Source organism: Frankia sp. Cppng1_Ct_nod, from assembly GCF_920656135.1.
In the GTDB taxonomy this organism is placed as follows: domain Bacteria; phylum Actinomycetota; class Actinomycetes; order Frankiales; family Frankiaceae; genus Protofrankia; species Protofrankia meridionalis.
On sequence record NZ_CAKKTK010000013.1, the window covers coordinates 59,331 to 77,954 of the forward strand.

Below are 18,624 nucleotides of genomic sequence, written 5' to 3' on the forward strand. Positions count from 1 at the left end.
CGTGAGCGATCGATACGACGACTTCCCGACGCTGCGCTTCGAGCGACCCGCGCTCGGCGTTCTGCGCATCGTGCTCGACGCACCCAACCTCAACGCCGTCAACCCCCGGATGCACCGTGACCTCGCCGAGGTCTGGCCGGTCATCGACCGCGACCCGCAGACCCGCGTCGTACTCATCCAGGGCGAGGGCAAGGCGTTCTCCGCCGGCGGCACGTTCGATCTCCTGCAGGAGATGGCGGACAACCCCGGGGTGCGCACCCGGGTGCTGCACGAGGCACGGGCCATGGTTCTCGGCGTCCTCGACCTGTCCAAGCCGGTCGTGTCCGCGATGCACGGACCCGCTGTGGGCGCCGGCCTCGCGGTCGGCATGATGGCCGACATCTCAGTGGTCGGGCGACGCGCGACGATCGTCGATGGTCACACCCGCCTCGGTGTCGCCGCCGGCGACCACGCCGTACTGTGCTGGCCACTGCTGTGCGGGATGGCCAAGGCCAAGTACTACCTGCTCACCTGCGAGCGTCTCACCGGCGAGGAGGCCGAACGCATCGGGTTGGTCTCCCTCGCCGTGGACGACGACCAGGTGCACGCCCGCGGTCTCGAGGTGGCGACATCGCTCGCGACCGGCTCGTCCGATGCACTGCGTGCGACCAAGTCCTCGCTCAACCACTGGTACCGGCTGCAGCTGCCCGCGTTCGAAGCATCGCTCGCCCACGAGTTCTATGGTTTCGCGAGCCCGTCCGCGCAGGAGGGCATCGCCGCCATCCGGGAGAAGCGGCGGCCGGACTTCGTTGCCGTCGAGGCGCGCCACCGTGCCGAGATCTGACCGTGCCGCAATCCGACCGACCGCAGGCCGTCCGACCGGGAGAGCGCCCATGACCGACACCGAAGGCCCCACGCCGAAGAGCAACGAGGTGCCCCTGCTGGCACCAGGGATGACCTGGGAGGAGATGGTCCCGGGGTCGGCGTTTCGAACCTCCTCGCGGACGATCACCGAATCCGACCTCATGACGTTCATTCAGTGGGGCGGTTTCAACGAGCCGCTGTTCGTCGATGCCACCCACGCCGCAGCCGGCGGTTACAAGGGCCGACTGGTACCGGGGGCCTTCGTCTACTGCATCGCCGAGGGCCTGGTCCTCCAGACCAATGCGCTGCACGGCACAGGCCTGGCCTTTCTGTCGATGGACCTGGTGGTCAAGGGCCCCACCTACGTGGGCGACACCCTGCACGCGATCGTCGAGACGCTGTCCGCCCGCCCGACCAGCAAGCCCGGCCGCGGCATCGTGGCCAGTCGAGTGACAGTACGCAACCAACACGGCGTGGACGTCCTGGTGTTCACCCCCACGCGCATGATCCGTGGACGCGACTTCACCGCGGTCGACGGCGTCGGCCACTGATTGACATACCAGTAGTCACTCAAACATAACTATTTGGACCATATGTCGGGAGGATTCCTCCATATGGTCAAGGAGGATCCGTGGGGACGTTGGACGGAAAGGTCGCGCTCGTCACCGGGGCAAGCCGCGGCATCGGAGCAGCGGTGGCGCAGCGGCTCGCGAGCGAAGGGGCCAGGGTCGCGGCGATGGCTCGTACCCTCGAACCCGACCCCCGATACACCGGCAGCCTCAAGGAGACCGTCGAGAGCATCCGGTCCGCCGGCCACGAGGCCATTGCCGTCCGCGGCGACCTCTCCTCCGCCGACGACCGGCGGCGCATCGTCGCCGAGACCGTCGAGGCGTTCGGCCCCGTCGGCATCCTCGTCAACAACGCGGCCGTCACCTTTATCGCGCCGGTCGAGGAGTTCAGCGAGAAGCGTTTCCGCCTCATGATCGAAGTACAGGTGTGGGCGCCTTTCGAGCTGACCCAACTGGTTCTTCCCGGCATGCGCGAGCGCGGGGCCGGATGGGTGCTCAACATCTCCTCGCGGGCCGCCCTGCACCCCGAGGGGCCGCCATACGACCCGATGTTCGAACGCGGTTTCTCCGTCTACGGCCTGTGCAAGGCGGCGCTGGAACGCTTCACGACGGCAGTCGCGTCCGAAGGGCATCGCCACGGGATACGATCCAACGCGCTCGCCCCGCTCGACAACGTCGCGACCCCCGGTGCTGGCGCGCACGACCTTGTTTCCGACTTCCCGATCGAGGACTCCTCGGTGATAGCCGAAGCCGCGCTCGCACTCGTCGAGGGCGACATCACCGGGCGCATCGCCTACAGCCAGACCCTGCTCGACGAACTCGGGCGCAAGGCTCCCACCGGATAATCGCTTCGCGGATAATCGCTTCGCGATGATCCGGGGACCCATGCCTGGCGTGGCTGGTCACCGTGGATGGCTCCGGGATCACCTTCGCGGTGATCCCGGAGGATGGGAAACCTCTGGATGGACGGCTTCGCCGCAGTGCCCCGTCAGTCCACGCGGGCCGTTGCGTAGCCGGCGATGACCTCCTCGCCCCGCTCGTTGAGCGTCACCACATCGAGGTCGACCAGCCCGACACCGTCGTCGTCGCGCAGACCGGCGACGGTGACCCGGGCGGTGAGACGGTCGCCCGGCCAGACCTGGCTCTTGAACCGCACACCGTACCGGGTGAGACGACCATCGCCCACCCAGTCGGTGACGGCACGCGCGGTCAGGCCCATCACCAGCATCCCGTGCGAGAACACACCCGGATAGCCGGCCGCCTCACGCGCATACACGTCGTCGGTGTGCAACGGGTTGTAGTCCCCGGACGCGCCCGCGTACTGCACGATCTGTGTTCGTGTCAGGTCGTCGACGAGCACCTGCTCATGGACTTCTCCCACGGCAATCTCGGCGCTGCGCAGAGCCATCAGTTCGCCTCCTGCTCGACCGGCTTCTCCGGCCGCACTCCGACGCCACGGGCCCGGACGACAAGCTCGCCGGCGGCGTCCCGATACTCGGTGACGTGCTCCTCGAACACCAGCTTGCCGCCGCGCCGCCCCGTCTTCTCCCAGGTCTTGCCGGGGGTCGACGTCACCGTGAGCACATCGCCCGGCCGGAGCGGCCGGAAGTACTCGAAGTGCTGTTCGGCGTGCAGGCGACCGCCGCCGGAAGCGGGTTCGGACACGCCACTGGGCGTACGCCCTGAGCCGAACCACGGCTCACCGATGCGCGGCCGCAGGTGATAATCGGGGTCGTACTGGCTGGCGGCCTGGACGAATGTCGGCGGCGCGATGATCCCACCGACTTCGGACTTCCCGGCCTGCTCCTCATCGTGGTAGATGGGATTGGGATCCCCCACCGAGCGCGCGAAGAGCAAGATGTGACCGGCCTCCACCGGGAACGTGAACTGCTCCACGGATACTCCTCGTCCACTCCTGGTCGTTGGTAACAGGTGACTGAGGATCTCAGCGACCCAGTAGTTCAATTATTACTATCATTTAGTCACCCGTGGGCTGGTGATGACGTTTCAGGAGCAGTCGACGCACCTCCGCCGCGGACTCCAGAGCCTCGTCCTCGTCGCCCGCTACCGGCAACAGATGCACATCACGGCATCCGGCCTCGAGATAGGGCGCCAGTGCCTCCGCCACATCCTGTGGTGTCCCCCGGGGCACGTACTTCGAGAAGCGTTCGAACGGGACACCGTAGAAATCTTCCATCGCCCGGGACACCAGCGCACCCGCGGCCTCCACCGACCGGCCGAAACCGCACCAGGCGAGCAGCCCATGACGCCAGACCACCCCGTGCCGGCCCGAGGAGACCGCCGTGTGGTCGACGTCCGCGACGACCGAGGCGAAACGGTCCGGGGAGATCCACACGCCGAGCCAGCCGTCGCCGTGACGGCCCGCGCGGCGCACGGCGGCTGCGGACCGCCCACCGATCACTATCGGGACGCCGCCCGGCGGTGGCGGTGACACCCGTACCTCACGCAGCCGGAAGTGCTCACCGTCGACCGTCACCGCCTCACCGGCCAGCAGAGCCCGCAGGATGGCGAGGGCCTCGTCCATCCGGCGTCCACGGGTTGCCGGATCCACACCGCATGCCTCGACCTCGGCACGGTCCTCGCCTCCGATGCCGACGCCGAAGACGAAACGGCCGGGCGCGATTGCGGCGAGGGTGGCAACCTGGCGCGCCACCGGGACGGGGTGACGCAACGGCAGCAGAAACACTCCCGTGTGTACCGTGATGTCGGGTGCGGCGACCAGCAGGGCGGTGGCCTGGATGAGCCCGTCGGAGCCGTAGCCACCGCGGAAGCTCACATGATCCCCGACGACGGCGTGGTCGAACCCGAGTTCGCGCATGCGACGAGCAGCATCGTGCAGTCGTTCGGTGCCGTTACGCAGCAGCGGGTGAGGCGGCCGAACCCCGATCCGCACCGGGGCCGCTCCCCCGCCGACGCCGGTCCCACCGACGCCGGTCACGAGGCCAACATCCGACGCAGCACCTTGCCGGCCTGACTCCTCGGCAGGCTCTCGATCATCTCCCATTCGGACGGCACCTTGAACCCGCTCAGGGCCGCCCGCGCGAAACCCCGTAGATCCTCGGCGTCAGGTGGCGCGTCCGGGTTCGCGGGGACGATGAACGCCTTCACCACCTGGCCCCAGCGACGATCCGCGCGCCCGACGACAGCGACCTCACTGACCTCCGGATGCTGGCTGAGGACCTGCTCCACCTCCAGCGGATCGACGTTCTCCCCACCCCGCACTATGCGATCACCGTTGCGGCCCAGCAGCGTGACGTAGCCGTCGGAGTCGATCCGGCCGAGGTCGCCGGTGCGCAGCCAACCGTCCGCCTCAGGACGGAACAGGTGTTCACCGCGAGCCCAGATCTCCCCGCTGCCGTCCGCGCCGGGATTCACCACTTTCAGTTCGACGCCATCCGCGGCACGTCCGACCGTGCGCAGCAGGTCGGGACGGGTTGTGGCGGCAAGCCGGTGGTCCTCGAAGCTCAGGCAGGTGATCGGGGAACCCTCGGTCTGCCCGAAGATCTGGACGAAGTCGACACCCGGGAGTACGGCCATTGCTTCACGCAACGTGTCCGGATGAATCGGGGATGCACCGTACTGCAGCACCCGCAGTGTCGGTAGCGCAAGAGCGCCTTCGGCGAGAAGTCGATCGATCATCGTCGGTACCAGCAGGGCATGCGTGGTGCCGCGGCCGCCCAGATCCTGCCAGTTGGCAGGAGAGAAGGGCGGCACGCAGACGACAGAGGCCCCGGCTCCCAATGCAACCGCGATCATGCCGAGGCCGGCGATGTGATGGTACGGCGAGCCCGAGGCGTAGACGCCGCCGGGTGCGAGACCGACGCTCGCGGCGTTGACCCGGGTCCGCACCGCGAGCTTGCCCTGGGCAACGACCACCGCCTTGGGCACCCCGGACGTACCTGACGTGTGCAGGATGAAGGCGGTGTCCTCCCGGCCCGGCGGATCCGTGTCCGCCGCACCCACCAGCGGGCGGTCGGACAGCGGGATCGCCGGGTGGACGACAGCGCGACGCCCGGTCGCCGCCTCCAGCTCGCGTCCGAGCTCCTGCGCGCCCGGTTCCACCAGCAGCAGGTCGCCGGCAAGGCCCGACAGACAGGCGGTGAGCTCGTGGACGGTGAGCCGGGTGCTGAGCGGTGCGAGTGGACGTCGGGTGGCGGCGCCGGCGATGGTCAGCGCGAGCGCGTCCGGGGTGGTCGAAACCAGAGCCGGGAGCCGGGTTCCTGTCGCAATGGCAAGGCTGTCGAGCCAGTCGGCCGCGCCCGCCGCATGCCGCAACAGGTCGGCGCCGGACCAGACCGTCGTACCGCTGATCACAGCCGTCCGGTCGACGCCCGCGCCCGACCAGGCATCGGCGAGCAGGGCCGTCCACGTTGTCCCGTCCCCGGCGGTCATGCCCGCGTCGTCCGGGTGGGGCCCGAGGTCAGCTCGGTCGTGTCCACACCGTCCCAGAACCCCGCGAAGGTCGGGAACGAATGCGGCAGGGGTGGCGGTGCCCCGGTCGTGCCCCAGCTGTCGAACCCGACCGCCTGCGGGTGCTCGGAGATGTCAGCGGAGTACCAGTGCTGTTCGTCCCGCCGGACGAACACCCACTCCCCGTCGACCCGACGGTAGGTGTCGAAATAGCAGATGGCCATGACGATCCAGCGATCACCGATCTCGTGCTCGGCGCGGCAGTACACCTGCCCGCGGGCGTTGTCGGCGTCCAGCAGCTCGACGCGGTGACCGCAGATCTGGTGCACCGAGCGGTAGAACCACCGCAGCTGGGGGGCTATGTAGGCCCGCAGCGCCTCCCGGCCGCGGCCGTGTCGGCCACAGTTGACATCCGGCTCGAACAGTGAAACCCAGGCGTCGAGGTCACGGCCGTCGACCGCGAGCGCGTACCGGATCGGCAGCTGCCCGATCTCGAGCCGGGCCTCCACCTCCTCCAGCCGGGCGAGCAGCCCCTTGTCGTCCGTCGTCACCGACACCTCCAGGTCAGGTCACCGGCACTCCCGGGTGAGCGGAAGTCCCGTTCGTCAGGCCTTCCCGGCCGTCACACCGCGGCGGCGCCCACCCGGACGACCAAGCCGACCCCAGGCAGTAAAGCGCTTAATGAGTTGCATTATAGTTGCTGGTCACCCTTCTAGGCGACGACTAATTTCCAGACCTCCCGCCAGGCCTCCCCCCGCCGGGCCTCCCGACGCGGGAGCAGCGGCAATCGCTGACCGCGAGCCACGACCCGGCCACGTTCGATCCCCGCTGAGACCCGCTGAGACCCGCTGAGACCCACGCGACTCTCGCACCCCCTCTCCCTATACAGCAAAATCATTTACCTTACTGTTTGGAGACAAGGAGAGCACTGTGGTCGACGCCCGGATCGCCAACGGGGCACGGAGCAAGCAGGAGACACCCGGCATACGGCAGCGACCGAACTCCCTGGTCGACGTCCTCGACCTCGAGCGGATCGACGCGGACCTCTTCCGGGGCTGGAGCAGCGGCGGGGAACTGCCCGGCCGGCTCTTCGGTGGTCAGGTGGCAGGGCAGGCGCTGATCGCGGCGGGCCGCACCGTCGAGACGACCCGGTCCGTCCACTCGCTGCACGCCTACTTCCTACGGCCCGGTAACCCGGCGATGCCGGTCGTGTACTCGGTGGACCGCATCCGCGACGGGCGTTCCTACAGCACACGCCGGGTCGTGGCCGTCCAGCGCGGCGAGACGATCTTCCATCTGAGCGCCTCGTTCCACCTGCGCGGGCAGGGCTCGCAACACGCCGAGCCGATGCCGGTGGTCCCACCGCCGGAGCAGGTCCGCACGCTTGAGGACTGGTACGGCGACGCCGGCGGGGACTCGTCCCCCTGGATGCGGTGGTACCGCACCGAACAGTTCGCCGCGGAGGTCCGCTACGTCGAGGAACCCCCGGAGCTGGCGGCGGAGCGCGGGCCGCGGGATGCGCGGCAGCGGGTCTGGTTCCGGACGTCTCACCGACTGCCGGACGATCCGCTCGTGCACGTCTGCGCGCTCACCTACGCATCCGATCTCGATCTTCTGAGCACGGCGTTACTACCCCACGCCCGCAGCAGCAGCGAGATCAGCCTGTCCAGCCTTGACCATGCGGTCTGGTTCCACCGGCCGTTCCGGGCCGACGAGTGGCTGCTGCACGACCGGGAAAGTCCGGTGGCGTCAGGTGGTCACGCCCTGGTCCGGGCGCATGTCTACGATTCCGGCGGAAATCTGGTGGCGTCGATCGCGCAGGAGGGTCTGCTGCGCCCGGCTCGCTGAAGCCGGGATCCTGCGCGGCAGCACCAGCCTCACCGCGCAGGATCCCGGAGTCAGTACCTTTTCAGGCGGACGGCTCAGAACCGACGATCGATACGAACGACACGCACTCGCCCGGCCCACCGCCGAGGTTGTGCGTCATCCCGAGCTTCTTGCCCGCGGCGATCGACGAGATCGTGCGCTCCGACGGAGCCTCGCCACGCAGCTGCAACCAGCATTCGAACATCATCCGAAGCCCGGACGCCCCGATCGGGTGCCCGAACGCCTTCAGACCGCCATCCGGGTTCACCGGAAGATCGCCATCGAGGTCGAAGGTGCCGGCGAGCACTTCCTTCCAGCCGAACCCGCGCTCGGCGAAGCCGAGGTCCTCCATGAGGACGAGCTCGGTGGGAGTAAAGCAGTCGTGCACCTCGGCGAGGGCGATCTCGGCCCGTGGATCTGTCACACCTGCCTGGGCGTAGGCATCCGTGACGGAGGCGACGACCTCCGGGAAAGACGTGTAGTCGTAGTCGGGGTCGGAGTTACCCGTGGCCGGCCCGGCGATGAACGACAGCGCCTTGACGTAGATCGGCTTGTCGGTGTAGCGGTGGGCGTCCTCGGCCCGCACCACGATCGCCGCCGCCGACCCGTCGCTGACGCCGGAGCAGTCGAAGATACCCAGTGGGCCGGCCACCAGCGGCGCGTTGCAGATGACGTCCTTGGCCACTTCCTTGCGGAACTGCGCCCGCGGGTTCTTCGCGCCGTTGACGTGGTTCTTCCACGCGATACGGGTCAGGACGTCCTTCATCTCGTCGGTGTCCACGCCGTACTTCTTGGCGTAGGCAGGCGCGAGCAGGCTGAAGTTCGCCGGTGCGGTGGTCTCCGAACCGGTTCCGTCCGACGGCGGGGCTGAGCCGACCAGACCGGAGAATCCGGAGTCCTTGAGTTTCTCCACCCCGATCGCCATGGCGATGTCGTAGGCACCGCTCGCCACGGCGTAGCAGGCATTACGCAGCGCCTCCGAACCGGTGGCGCAGTAGTTCTCCAGTCGGGAAACCGGCTTGTAGGGCAACCGCAGTGGGCGCGAAAGAGTCAGCCCGGAGTTACCCGAACCCATCGTGCCGAGCCAGTAGGCGTCGACGTCGTCCCGGGAGAGCCCGGCCGAGGCATACGCCGCCTGAGCGGACTCGATCAGCAGGTCGTCGACGGACGAATCCCACCGCTCACCGAACGTCGTGCAGCCCATGCCGACGATGGCAACCTTGTCCCTGATCCCGTTTGATGCCATCTCAGGCCTCCTGCCCCTTGGTACTGCCCGCGGCCCGCACGGGGCGGGCCTTCCAGAAGTAGTTATGAATACCTCGCGCGGTGTTCACCTTGCGGAAGGTCATCTCGACCCGGTCACCAATGGCCACGTCATCCGGGTCGACATCGGTCAACTCGCACTTGAACCGGCCACCGCCGTCGATGTCGACGACCACGGCAACCAGCGGCGGGCTCGGGGTGAAGGCAAGTCGGTCGATCGTGAAGGTTGCCACCGTGCCGTAGGTGTCAGCGAGGCGTTCCGGCGTCATGTGGTCCACGGCACCGCACGAACGGCAGACCCGGGCGGGCGGCAGATGCCGGGTGCCGCAGTCCTCGCAGCGGGAACCGGTGAAGCCGTACTTCCAGTCGGTGTTACGCCCGGCCGGCGGAGCGGCATAGGCGTCGGGATCGGGGCGTCGCGGCGGTTCCGTCGTAAGCCGGCCCCGCCAGTTCAGGAAATCGGCGTAACGCAGGGTGTCGCGCCCGCCCGTGACCTGCGCTGCCACCGACAGCGCGGCCCGGCGCGCGGGCAGGGCCTCGGTGGTACGCAGCGCCACCGCGGTCGCTCCGTCCGCGAGTACGACAACCACGATCGTCTGGCCGGCCTCGGCCCGGTCGAGGGTGTCCGCGAGCAGCAGGCCGAAGTGTGCGGTCCCGGTGTTGCCGACCGTCTTCGCCAGGTTGTCCACGACAGCGTCGGCCCGGACCCCCGCCCGCCGGGTGAAGGAGCCGACCGCCCGGGCGTGCAGACCGGTCACGATGAGATGATCGACCTGGTCAGGGGTCAGGTCAACCTTCTTCAGGACGTCGGCGAATGCCCGGTCCGCCAGCGGGACGTAGACGGACTCACCGAAGCGTTCCTCCCACACCCGTGAGTGGTCGTCGCCAGGCGAACGCCACCGGTCGAGGAACTCCTCGGTTGCCGCGGAACTGGCGAGGATCTCGGCGACGACGGGCGCGTCCGGCGTCCCCGGCCCCACGAGCAGAGCCGCGGCACCGTCACCACCGTCACGCTCGTCCGCACCGCCGGGAAGACCGGTCCGGATGTCGGAGAGCACAACCAGCGTCGGCTCGGTCGCGGAGCTCGCCGCGAGCAGTGCCCCCACCCCGGAGCGCACCGCACCGACCATGTCGACGGCCAGCGCGGATTCGTCCAGGCCCAGGGCCGCATGGATGGTCGTGGCATTGGTCTTGTCGAGGTAGGCAGGTGCTGTCGTGGCGAAGAACAGCTGCTTCGGACCGGCCGTGGCGACGACCGTGCGCAGCGCCACGCGCGCCGCCTCCACGCCCAGGGACGTCGTGTCCTCGTCGAAGGAGGCCACCGTCCGCGTACCGGAACCACCACGGCCACCAAGCGCGGCGGCCACGGCCTTGCGCTGGAGCCGGTGATAGGGCAGATAGGCACCGTAGGCAAGTAGACCCGACATCGTTCTCCCGACGCAGTGTGGCGAGCTGAGCGCTCTGCCGTGACGGACGTGGAGCGAACCAGGCACTTCCACATTACGGCAGAGGACACATAATAAGTAAGATACTTACACGACTTCTGATGCCGGGCAAGCGCTCACGGACCCCACCCCAACCTCGACGAGTACGTCCGACAAGCCTGCCCGCCAACCAGAAACAGTTATACGATAGTAAAGATCATCACCCTTCGCGTCGCCGGAGGCCTGGACGACAGAGGCCAAAGGCGGCGCGATCATGCTCCTTCGCGTCGCCGGAGGCCTGGATGACGGAGAGGAACGCCCCATGACCGAGGCACTTGAGGGCAAGGTCGCGATCGTGACCGGAGCGGCCCGCGGAATCGGAGCCGCGATTGCCGCCGCGCTCGCGCAGTCAGGCGCGGCGGTCGCGGTCGCCGACCTTGACGGCGACACCGCCCGGGTGGTTGCGGACAAACTGGACGGACGCGCGATCGGCGTGACCCTCAACGTCTGCGACACCGCAAGCGTCCTTGCTGCCGTCGATGCGGTACAGGCCCAGCTGGGGCCTGTCGACATCCTCGTCAACAACGCCGGCGTCGATGTGATCGGACCGTTCGTCGACAGCGACGAGGCCACCTGGCTGCGGCTGGTGGACGTCAACCTGCTCGGCACGATCCGCTGCAGCCGCGCGGTCCTCGACGGCATGCTGGAGCGCGGCTCAGGTCGCATCATCAATATCGCTTCGGATGCCGGCCGGGTCGGCTCGTCCGGCGAGGTCGTCTACTCGGCGACCAAGGGCGGGGTCATCGCCTTCGCGAAGGCGCTCGCACGCGAGACCGCATCGGCGGGGATCACGGTCAACTCGGTCTGCCCCGGACCGACGAACACCGCACTTCTCGACCAGGTCGCCGACGTCAGCCAGCGCCTGTATGACTCGCTCGCGCGTGCGGTGCCGATGAAGCGGATCGGGCAGCCGAGCGACATCGCACCGGCCGTCGCGTTCCTGGCCTCGCCCGCCGCGGGCTATATCACCGGGCAGACGCTGTCCGTCAGCGGCGGCCTGACCATGACGTGACCTGGCAACAGGATCCGAGGACGAGACCGATTACCCGGCCGCCGGCATCACGTGGTCCTGTCGTGAGACTCAGTCCATATGTTGCAGAATTAGCTTACTAATTGTACTCTCGTCTGGAATATCGTCTGTAGCCGGGAGCTGCCGTGAACTTCGCCTTCAGCGAGGAGCAGGAAGAGCTACGCCGTGCCGTGCGTGACTTCCTGGAGGATCTTTCTCCGGAGTCCGAGGTCAGGCTGCTCATGGAGACCACCGAGGGTTATGACCCGGGCGTCTGGGCAAAGCTGGCAGGCGAACTCGGCCTGACCGGCCTTGCCATCCCCGAGGAGCACGGCGGTGCCGGTTACGGGTTCGTCGAGGTCGGCATCGTTCTGGAGGAGGCGGGCCGCGCACTGCTGTGCGCGCCCTACTTCTCCACCGTCGTCCTCGCGACGACGACGCTCGTGGCCAGCGGTGACGACGCGGCCCAGAAGGACTACCTGCCGGGCATCGCCAGCGGCGACACCCGGGCCACGCTCGCGTTTACCGAGGAGTCCGGCAGGTGGGACGCTGACGGAATCACGCTTCCCGCGACCCGGCACGGCAACGAGTGGCGGCTGACCGGTGCCAAGACCTACGTCCTCGACGGCCACACCGCCGATCTCATCCTGGTAGCTGCCCGCACCGACGCCGGAATCAGTCTTTTCGCCGTCCCCTCGGACGCCCCCGGCCTTACCCGGACCGCGCTGCCGACCATGGACCTCACCCGCAAGCAGGCCAGGCTCGACTTCGACGGCACCCCCGCCCGGCTCGTAGGCGGCGACGGCGACGGCGAGGTGACCCTGTCGCGGGTACTCGATACCGCGGCCGTCGGCCTTGCCGCCGAGCAGGTGGGCGGCGCTCAGCGGGTTCTTGAGATGTCCGTCGAGTACGCCAAGATCCGCGTACAGTTCGGCCGACCCATCGGCTCCTTCCAGGCGATCAAACACAAGTGCGCCGACATGCTGCTCGACGTGGAGTCGGCCAAGTCGGCCGCGTACTACGGCCTGTGGGCCGCAGCCGAGGGCAATGACGAGCTCCCTGTCGTGGCCAGTGTGGCGAAGTCCTACTGCTCGGACGCGTTCTTCCACTGTGCGGCCGAGAACATCCAGGTTCACGGGGGGATCGGCTTCACCTGGGAACACCCTGCGCACCTGTACTTCAAACGAGCGAAGACCTCGCAGCTGCTGTTCGGTGACCCCGCCTACCATCGCGAACAGCTGGCCCGCAGAATCGGGATCTAGTCCCCTGCCCCCTTGGGGGTCCTCCACCGAAAGCGCGTGTGACCAGGCATGGCCGTGTCACCCGGAGACACGGCCATGCGCCTGGTCAGATAGATTATTATTTGAGCGACCGCACAGGGGCCGTCTGATTACCCGCCTCCGACACCATCACCGGGTAACCCTCCCGTTCCGCGTCGGTGCCAACGAGCAGGAGGTATCCGTGGCGACCGAAGACCGCGTCCGTGTCCCCAAGGCGGGCGAGATCGTCGCCAGTCATCTCCGTCGGCAGATCATTCTCGGGAAGCTCGACGAAGGTACCGCCTTGCCGTCCGAAGCGGTACTCATGGAACGTTTCGGGGTTTCCCGTCCGACCCTGCGTGAGGGATTTCGGGTCCTGGAGTCAGAAGGACTGATCAGTGTCAGGCGGGGAGCCCGCGGCGGCGCACGCGTCCACCTTCCCACCGGAGACACCGCCGCCCGGTACGCGGGGGCGATCCTGCAGTACCGCGGCACCACGCTCGCCGATGTCTATGAGGCCCGCGCCCTGCTGGAGTCCCGAGCGGCCAGCCTGCTCGCGGACCGGCACGAAGCCGAGGACCTCGACCGTCTCAACGAAGCGCTGGCGAGATGCCAGGACGCCCTCGCGGACCACGAGCAGTTCATGTTCACCGATGTGGAGTTCCATCTCCTCGTCGTCGAACTCACCGGCAATCGCACGCTGCGGCTCCTCGTCGGGATGCTGTACAGGATCGTCGAGTCCGCCACCGTCTCCTCGCACATTGCACGCACCAGCGACCCCGACCAGCAACGGGCGCTCGTCGGCAAGGCACATCGAGCCAACGCCAAACTGGTCGTACTCATCCGCAACAACCAGGCCGATGAGGCTGAGGCCTTCTGGCGCCGGCACCTCACCGCGATTGGGAAGATCCTCCTGGAGGACACCGACAAGCGGACCGTCCTCGATCTCCTCAGCTGACCCCATACCGGGGATGGCGGTGTCAGACGACGCCGGCCTCGCGCAGTGCCCCCACCTGCGCCGGGTCGTAGCCCAGATATGCAAGTACGTCGTCGGTGTGCTCGCCCAGAGCGGGCACCGGCCCCATCCGCACCGACCACTGCGGCGAGACCGGCGGCGGCAGGAGCGCGCGCAACGGGCCGACCGGCGAGTCGATCTCGCGCCACCGGTCCCGGGCGGCGAGCTGCGGATGCGCGATGAGGTCACTCACCGAGTTCAGCCGCGCGTTGCCGATCCCCGCCTCGTCCAGCCGGGCCTGCGCCTTGTCCAGGGTCTGCCCAGCCGCCCACTCCCCCAGCGCCGCATCGACGTGTGCCCGTTCCCGGACCCGGTCGGCGTTACCGGCGAGCGACGGGTTGGCTGCGAGGTCCGGCCGGCCGAGCACGTCGACCGCGAGCCGCTGCCACTCCCGGTCGTTCGTCGTCCCGACCACCAGCACCTGCTCGTCAGCCGTCCGGTATGCGCCGTACGGGGCGACGGACGGTGAGCTCATCCCGTTCGGCTGCTGCTCGATCCCGGTTCCGAGGGTGTAGTACATCGGGTAGCCCATCCATTCGGCGACCGCGTCGAACAGGCTGACCGAGATCGCCGCGCCCTGGCCGGTACGGGTCCGGGCCAGGAGAGCGGCAAGCACGCTGGAGTACGCGTACATGCCGGCGCCGACGTCGGCGAGCGGGATCCCCGGCTTCGCGGGCTGTCCGGGGAACCCGGTCACCGAGCACGAGCCGGTCTCCGACTGCACGAGCAGGTCATAGGCGCGCTTTGCCGCCAGCGGCCCGCCTTCTCCGTAACCGGAGATGTCCACGGCCACCGCCCGGGGATGGCGCTGCACCACCTGACCGGCTGCCACTCCGAGACGTGCGGCCGCACCGGGCGCGAGGTTCTGGATGACGACGTCCGCCCGTTCGATCAGGCGGGCGAGGACCTCGGCCCCGGCAGGCTTCTTAACGTCGAGGGCCAGGGACTCCTTCCCCCGGTTGAGCCAGACGAAGTGGGCACCAAGACCGTTCATCGCCTGGTCGTAGTCACGGGCGAAGTCGCCCCCACGCGGGTTCTCGACCTTCACGACCCGCGCGCCGAGGTCCGCGAGGTGACGGGTGGCGAGCGGTGCGGCGACGGCCTGCTCCAGTCCCACCACGAGCAGGCCGTCGAGTGGCCCGGGAAGACGGGCCTCCGACGGCGCGGAAAAAACAGCGTCGCTCCGCCGGAGGCCCTCAGGCGGAGCGGTCATGACTTGGCTTTGAAACTCTCGACGTTGCGGCGCAGCTCCTCGGTGGTGAAGGACTCGCCCTCGGCCGCGAGGGAGAAGTCGAGGACCAGCCGGGCGGCCTGAGCCAGGTGTAGGTTGATCGCCCGCTTGGTGTCCTGGACAGCCTGCGGAGGCAGCCCCGCGAGCTTGTGCGCGACCCGCCGTGCCTCGGCCAGCAGATCGGCGGCCGGAACCACCCGGTTGGCCAGGCCGAGGGCGACAGCCTGGTCCGCGGGGATGCGGTCACCGGTGAGCAGGTACTCCTTGGCCCGCAGGATGCTCGTGGCCAGTGGCCAGAACGCCGCGCCGCCGTCGCCCGCGACCAGGCCCACCTGTACGTGTGGATCAGCCAGGAAGGCGGTGTCCGCGATCAGGACGATGTCGCTCATGACGGCGATGGTCGCCCCGAGGCCCACCGCCGGGCCGTTGACCGCCGCCACCACCGGCAGGTGGAAGCGGACGATCTCATCGGCGAGCCGCCGCGCCTCGCGCATCGAGTGGCGGCGGACCTCCGGGTCGGCGATCTGCTGGCGCATACCCGGGATGTCACCACCCGCGCTGAAGGCGCGACCGGCACCGGTGAGTACCACGGCGCGGGCGTCCCGGTCACCGGCGATACGCTGCCAGACGTCGGCGACGGCTTCGTGCAGCCCGTCGGCGAACGAGTTCAGCCCATCCGGCCGGTTCAGCGTGACGACGCGCACCGGTCCGTCCGACTCGACGAGGAGAACGCCCCCGAAGTCGTAGTTCACCATGTTCAGTGACTGCCTCTCCTGGAAGATCGTCAGTAGCTGCGAAGGCCCATACTGCGCGCAATCGCGTTGCGCTGGATCTGGCTGGTCCCACCCGAGATGGGCGCGACGATGGACTCGCGCCAGCGGAAACTCATCACGCTTTCGGTGGCGAAACCGTGGCCGCCGAGGATCTGCATGCCCCAGCGGGCCGCCGACACGTAGGTCTCGGACCCCTTGAGCTTGGCCATGGAGCCCTCGCGGGAACAGGGCCGGCCCTGCGCGTGCAGCCAGGCGGCCCGGTAGGACAGCAGCCGCGCGGAGTCGATCTCGACCTGGAGGTCGGCCAGCGCGTGCGAGAGCGACTGGAAGTTGCCGATCGACCGGCCGAACTGCTGGCGCTGTTTGGAGTAATCCAGTGTCTCGTCGAGCGTGGCCTGGGCGACGCCGACATATGCGCCGCTCATGAGCACGCGCTCGAGGTCGAGCCCGGAAAGCATGACCTTCCAGCCGCCGTGCAGCGGGCCCACCAGGTTCTCCCGGGGTACGACCACGTCGTGCAGGAACACCTCGTTGGTTCCGAGGATGTGGCGGGCCAGCGTCGGCGTCCGGCGGATCTCCAGGCCCGGCGTCGCGGGATCGACCAGCACCAGGGACAGCCCCTCGTGCTTGGGAACGGACGAATCGGTGCGCACGTACATCGCGATGGTCGTGCCGGGCAGGCCGGCGCCCGTGCACCATGCCTTCTGGCCGTTGAGAACGAAGTGGTCGCCGTGGTCGACCGCGGTGGTGCGCAGCGCCGCGACATCCGAGCCGGCGTCCGGCTCGCTCATGGCGATGGCGAAGCGCTCGGAGCCGTCGAGCATGCCTGGCAGGTAGCGGCCGTGCTGCGCCTGGGTGCCCCACTTCAGCAGGGTGAGCCCGGGGATGAAGGTCCCCGAATAGCACATGGCGATGTCGAGGCTCGCCCGTCCGAGCTCCTCGGCGAGCAGGACGAGTTCGAGCGCGGTGCCGCCGCCCCCGCCGCTGTCCTCCGGCAGCGGGAGGCCGAACCAGCCGAGGTCCGCCATGCCTCGGAAGAGCTCCTTCGGCAGGATGCCCTGTTCGTCCCATTCCTTGGCCACCCGCGGGGGACAGGTGCGCGAGACGAAGTCCCGCGCGGTCTGCGCCAGCATGCGCTGCTCGTCCGTCAGGTCAAAGTCCACGACAGCACCTCTCCCATCAGCTAAATCAGTTAACCATAGCTTGTCGGGGTGGCGCGAGGGAGCACCTTTGCGGACGAAACCGGTCCGGTCCGCGGCCCCGGATCGTGCCCGACTTGCCACAGCCCCCAGTTATCAGCTAACTTTTTATACGTTTTGTACATGGAGACCGACCGGGGACGCCCGTCCGGGCGCGAGTGGGCGAGGTAGCGGATGGACATTGCCGTCACAGCGCAGGACAGGCAGTTCCAGGAGGAAGCACGGTCGTGGCTGGCCGATCATCTCACCGGTGACTTCCGGAGCATCCTGGGCGTCGGCGGCCCGGCGGACGACACCGCCTGGGAGCTCCGCCTGGAGTGGGAGAAGCTCCTCGCAAAGGACAAGTGGCTAAACATCACCTGGCCGGTCGAGTACGGCGGCCGCGGGGGGACCCTGGCCCAGGAGATCATCTTCCAGGTCGAGCACGCTCGGGCGCAGGCACCGTACTGGGTGGGGGTCCACGGCCGCGACCTGTTCGGGCCGACCCTGCTCGCGTTCGGTACCCCCGAGCAGAAGGCCCGCTTCCTCCCGAAGATCACACAGGTCGAGGAGTTCTGGGGGCAGGGCTTCAGCGAGCCCGACGCCGGTAGCGACCTGGCCGGCCTGCGCACCCACGCCGAACTCGACGGCGACGAATGGGTGATCAACGGTCAGAAGATATGGACGACGTTCGGCGGATACGCCGACTGGCTCTACGTCCTGTGCCGCACCGACCCGGACGCGCCGAAGCACCGGGGGATCTCGATGCTTCTCGTGCCCCGCCACCAGCCCGGCGTCGAGGTCCGGTCGATCAGGAACATGGCCGGCGGGACGGAGTTCGCCGAGGTCTTCCTCAGTGACGCCCGCACCGCCAAGGACCTGGTCGTCGGCGAGGTCAACGGTGGCTGGCGCGTGGTCATGGGTACCCTCGGCAACGAGCGCGGGGGCACCACCGTGCTGCCCTTCCAGGCCGGGTTCGAACGCGAGATGCGGGCACTGATCGACCTGGTGAAGTCCCGCCCGGCCGACCCGGTGCTGCGCGACCGGATAGCGTCCGCCTACGTGGGCCTGCGGGTCATGCAGGCGATGAACATCCGCACGATCAGCCGGGCGGTCGCGAACGCGCACCCCGGACCGGAATCCTCGATCTCGAAGCTGTTCTGGTCCACCTGGCACCGCGACTTCGGGGAACTGCTGATGGACGCGACCGGCGCCGATTCCATGCTGGTCGGGGAGGACTACAAGCTGAGCCTGTTCCAGGCGAGCTTCCTCAACTCCCGGGCCGAGACGATCTACGGCGGCGCCGTCGAGATCCAGCACAACATCCTGGGCGAACAGGTCCTCGGCCTGCCCAAGGAACCACGCTGACGGGAACCACAACGCCCCATTTTACTCAGCGACCGATGGCCCGCCGGTACTTCTTCAGCAGCGTTTCATCCCCCAAAAAGAAGCGATCAAGAAAATTGTATAGATCGCCCAGATCAAGTGTCTGCCTCGGCGGAAAGACGTGAAGGCGGTTGCGCCACTGCCCGACGGCAGCGCTATCGAAGTCACAACCGACGGTAGCGAGGCGACCAATCCGCCTACGCGCAACTCAGGCAACGGTATACCGTTAACCTGGCGGACCGGCCGTGGCGAGTTCGCCGCGAGTCGGTATGACGACTCACCGCCGCCCATCGACGGCGGTGCCCGAATGGTAAACC

Annotated in this window: 19 protein-coding genes; 9 read left to right on the forward strand and 10 right to left on the reverse strand. The window is 68.3% G+C overall.

Features of this window, described 5'->3' with window-relative positions; all coding sequences use genetic code 11:
* The first annotated feature begins 1 nt into the window (after position 1).
* The 3 genes from NBW77_RS06415 (at position 2) to NBW77_RS06425 (ending at position 2,257) form a co-directional block, all read left to right on the forward strand.
* Positions 2 to 823: an enoyl-CoA hydratase/isomerase family protein gene (locus NBW77_RS06415; protein WP_131744897.1), complete on the forward strand. Its 822-nt coding sequence runs from the start codon at positions 2 to 4 to the stop codon at positions 821 to 823.
* Between the two features lie 49 nt (positions 824 to 872).
* Entirely contained in the window at positions 873 to 1,394 is a 522-nt protein-coding gene (locus NBW77_RS06420; RefSeq protein WP_131744896.1) for a MaoC family dehydratase, read from the forward strand.
* Between the two features lie 80 nt (positions 1,395 to 1,474).
* The gene (locus NBW77_RS06425; protein WP_131744895.1) at positions 1,475 to 2,257 is read left to right on the forward strand and encodes an SDR family NAD(P)-dependent oxidoreductase; all 783 of its coding nucleotides are present in this window, start codon (positions 1,475 to 1,477) and stop codon (positions 2,255 to 2,257) included.
* A 143-nt stretch (positions 2,258 to 2,400) separates the two neighbouring features.
* Here NBW77_RS06425 and NBW77_RS06430 read toward each other — a convergent pair whose 3' ends face one another.
* The 5 genes from NBW77_RS06430 to NBW77_RS06450 all read right to left on the reverse strand — a co-directional run bounded on the left by NBW77_RS06430 (position 2,401) and on the right by NBW77_RS06450 (position 6,394).
* A complete protein-coding gene (locus NBW77_RS06430) occupies positions 2,401 to 2,820 on the reverse strand; it encodes a MaoC family dehydratase (RefSeq protein ID WP_131744894.1) in 420 nt (139 codons plus the stop codon).
* On the reverse strand, positions 2,820 to 3,308 hold the full coding sequence (locus NBW77_RS06435) for an FAS1-like dehydratase domain-containing protein (protein WP_131744893.1): 489 nt from the start codon (positions 3,306 to 3,308) through the stop codon (positions 2,820 to 2,822). The genes NBW77_RS06430 and NBW77_RS06435 overlap by 1 nt, the downstream gene beginning before the upstream one ends.
* 82 nt (positions 3,309 to 3,390) lie before the next feature.
* Positions 3,391 to 4,371 carry an LLM class flavin-dependent oxidoreductase gene (locus NBW77_RS06440; protein ID WP_165485771.1) on the reverse strand — a complete coding sequence of 327 codons (981 nt, stop codon included), beginning with the start codon at positions 4,369 to 4,371 and terminating at the stop codon, positions 3,391 to 3,393.
* Entirely contained in the window at positions 4,368 to 5,825 is a 1,458-nt protein-coding gene (locus tag NBW77_RS06445; RefSeq protein ID WP_131744891.1) for a class I adenylate-forming enzyme family protein, read from the reverse strand. Before NBW77_RS06445 ends, NBW77_RS06440 begins: the two co-directional genes overlap by 4 nt.
* Positions 5,822 to 6,394, reverse strand: a complete 573-nt coding sequence (locus tag NBW77_RS06450; protein WP_207386777.1) for a nuclear transport factor 2 family protein — start codon at positions 6,392 to 6,394, stop codon at positions 5,822 to 5,824. Before NBW77_RS06450 ends, NBW77_RS06445 begins: the two co-directional genes overlap by 4 nt.
* Before the next feature lie 379 nt (positions 6,395 to 6,773).
* Between NBW77_RS06450 and NBW77_RS06455 the strand changes: the two genes are divergently transcribed.
* The gene (locus tag NBW77_RS06455) at positions 6,774 to 7,691 is read left to right on the forward strand and encodes an acyl-CoA thioesterase (RefSeq protein ID WP_242605507.1); all 918 of its coding nucleotides are present in this window, start codon (positions 6,774 to 6,776) and stop codon (positions 7,689 to 7,691) included.
* A 61-nt stretch (positions 7,692 to 7,752) separates the two neighbouring features.
* Here NBW77_RS06455 and NBW77_RS06460 read toward each other — a convergent pair whose 3' ends face one another.
* Positions 7,753 to 8,955 carry an acetyl-CoA acetyltransferase gene (locus NBW77_RS06460; RefSeq protein ID WP_131744890.1) on the reverse strand — a complete coding sequence of 401 codons (1,203 nt, stop codon included), beginning with the start codon at positions 8,953 to 8,955 and terminating at the stop codon, positions 7,753 to 7,755.
* Between the two features lies 1 nt (position 8,956).
* On the reverse strand, positions 8,957 to 10,399 hold the full coding sequence (locus tag NBW77_RS06465) for an OB-fold domain-containing protein (RefSeq protein ID WP_250279413.1): 1,443 nt from the start codon (positions 10,397 to 10,399) through the stop codon (positions 8,957 to 8,959).
* 319 nt (positions 10,400 to 10,718) lie between these two features.
* On the opposite strand from NBW77_RS06465, the gene NBW77_RS06470 reads away from it, so the two are divergent.
* The 3 genes from NBW77_RS06470 (at position 10,719) to NBW77_RS06480 (ending at position 13,682) form a co-directional block, all read left to right on the forward strand.
* Complete coding sequence (locus NBW77_RS06470) at positions 10,719 to 11,468, forward strand: SDR family NAD(P)-dependent oxidoreductase (protein WP_131744930.1); 750 nt, start codon at positions 10,719 to 10,721, stop codon at positions 11,466 to 11,468.
* Positions 11,469 to 11,611: 143 nt separating this feature from the next.
* The gene (locus tag NBW77_RS06475) at positions 11,612 to 12,727 is read left to right on the forward strand and encodes an acyl-CoA dehydrogenase family protein (protein ID WP_131744889.1); all 1,116 of its coding nucleotides are present in this window, start codon (positions 11,612 to 11,614) and stop codon (positions 12,725 to 12,727) included.
* Positions 12,728 to 12,926: 199 nt separating this feature from the next.
* On the forward strand, positions 12,927 to 13,682 hold the full coding sequence (locus NBW77_RS06480; protein ID WP_131744888.1) for a FadR/GntR family transcriptional regulator: 756 nt from the start codon (positions 12,927 to 12,929) through the stop codon (positions 13,680 to 13,682).
* Between the two features lie 22 nt (positions 13,683 to 13,704).
* On the opposite strand, the gene NBW77_RS06485 is transcribed toward NBW77_RS06480, so the two are convergent.
* From NBW77_RS06485 to NBW77_RS06495, 3 genes are read right to left on the reverse strand one after another with little or no spacing between them, the layout of a single operon-like run.
* Positions 13,705 to 14,952 carry a CaiB/BaiF CoA transferase family protein gene (locus tag NBW77_RS06485; protein WP_131744887.1) on the reverse strand — a complete coding sequence of 416 codons (1,248 nt, stop codon included), beginning with the start codon at positions 14,950 to 14,952 and terminating at the stop codon, positions 13,705 to 13,707.
* On the reverse strand, positions 14,949 to 15,725 hold the full coding sequence (locus NBW77_RS06490) for an enoyl-CoA hydratase/isomerase family protein (protein ID WP_250279414.1): 777 nt from the start codon (positions 15,723 to 15,725) through the stop codon (positions 14,949 to 14,951). The genes NBW77_RS06485 and NBW77_RS06490 overlap by 4 nt, the downstream gene beginning before the upstream one ends.
* Before the next feature lie 29 nt (positions 15,726 to 15,754).
* Positions 15,755 to 16,906 carry an acyl-CoA dehydrogenase family protein gene (locus NBW77_RS06495; protein WP_131744886.1) on the reverse strand — a complete coding sequence of 384 codons (1,152 nt, stop codon included), beginning with the start codon at positions 16,904 to 16,906 and terminating at the stop codon, positions 15,755 to 15,757.
* 210 nt (positions 16,907 to 17,116) lie between these two features.
* Here NBW77_RS06495 and NBW77_RS06500 point away from each other — a divergent pair, with 210 nt between their 5' ends.
* A complete protein-coding gene (locus tag NBW77_RS06500) occupies positions 17,117 to 18,289 on the forward strand; it encodes an acyl-CoA dehydrogenase family protein (RefSeq protein ID WP_131744885.1) in 1,173 nt (390 codons plus the stop codon).
* 139 nt (positions 18,290 to 18,428) lie between these two features.
* The coding region (locus NBW77_RS06505) for a hypothetical protein (protein WP_250279415.1) at positions 18,429 to 18,624 on the forward strand (196 nt) is incomplete at its 3' end.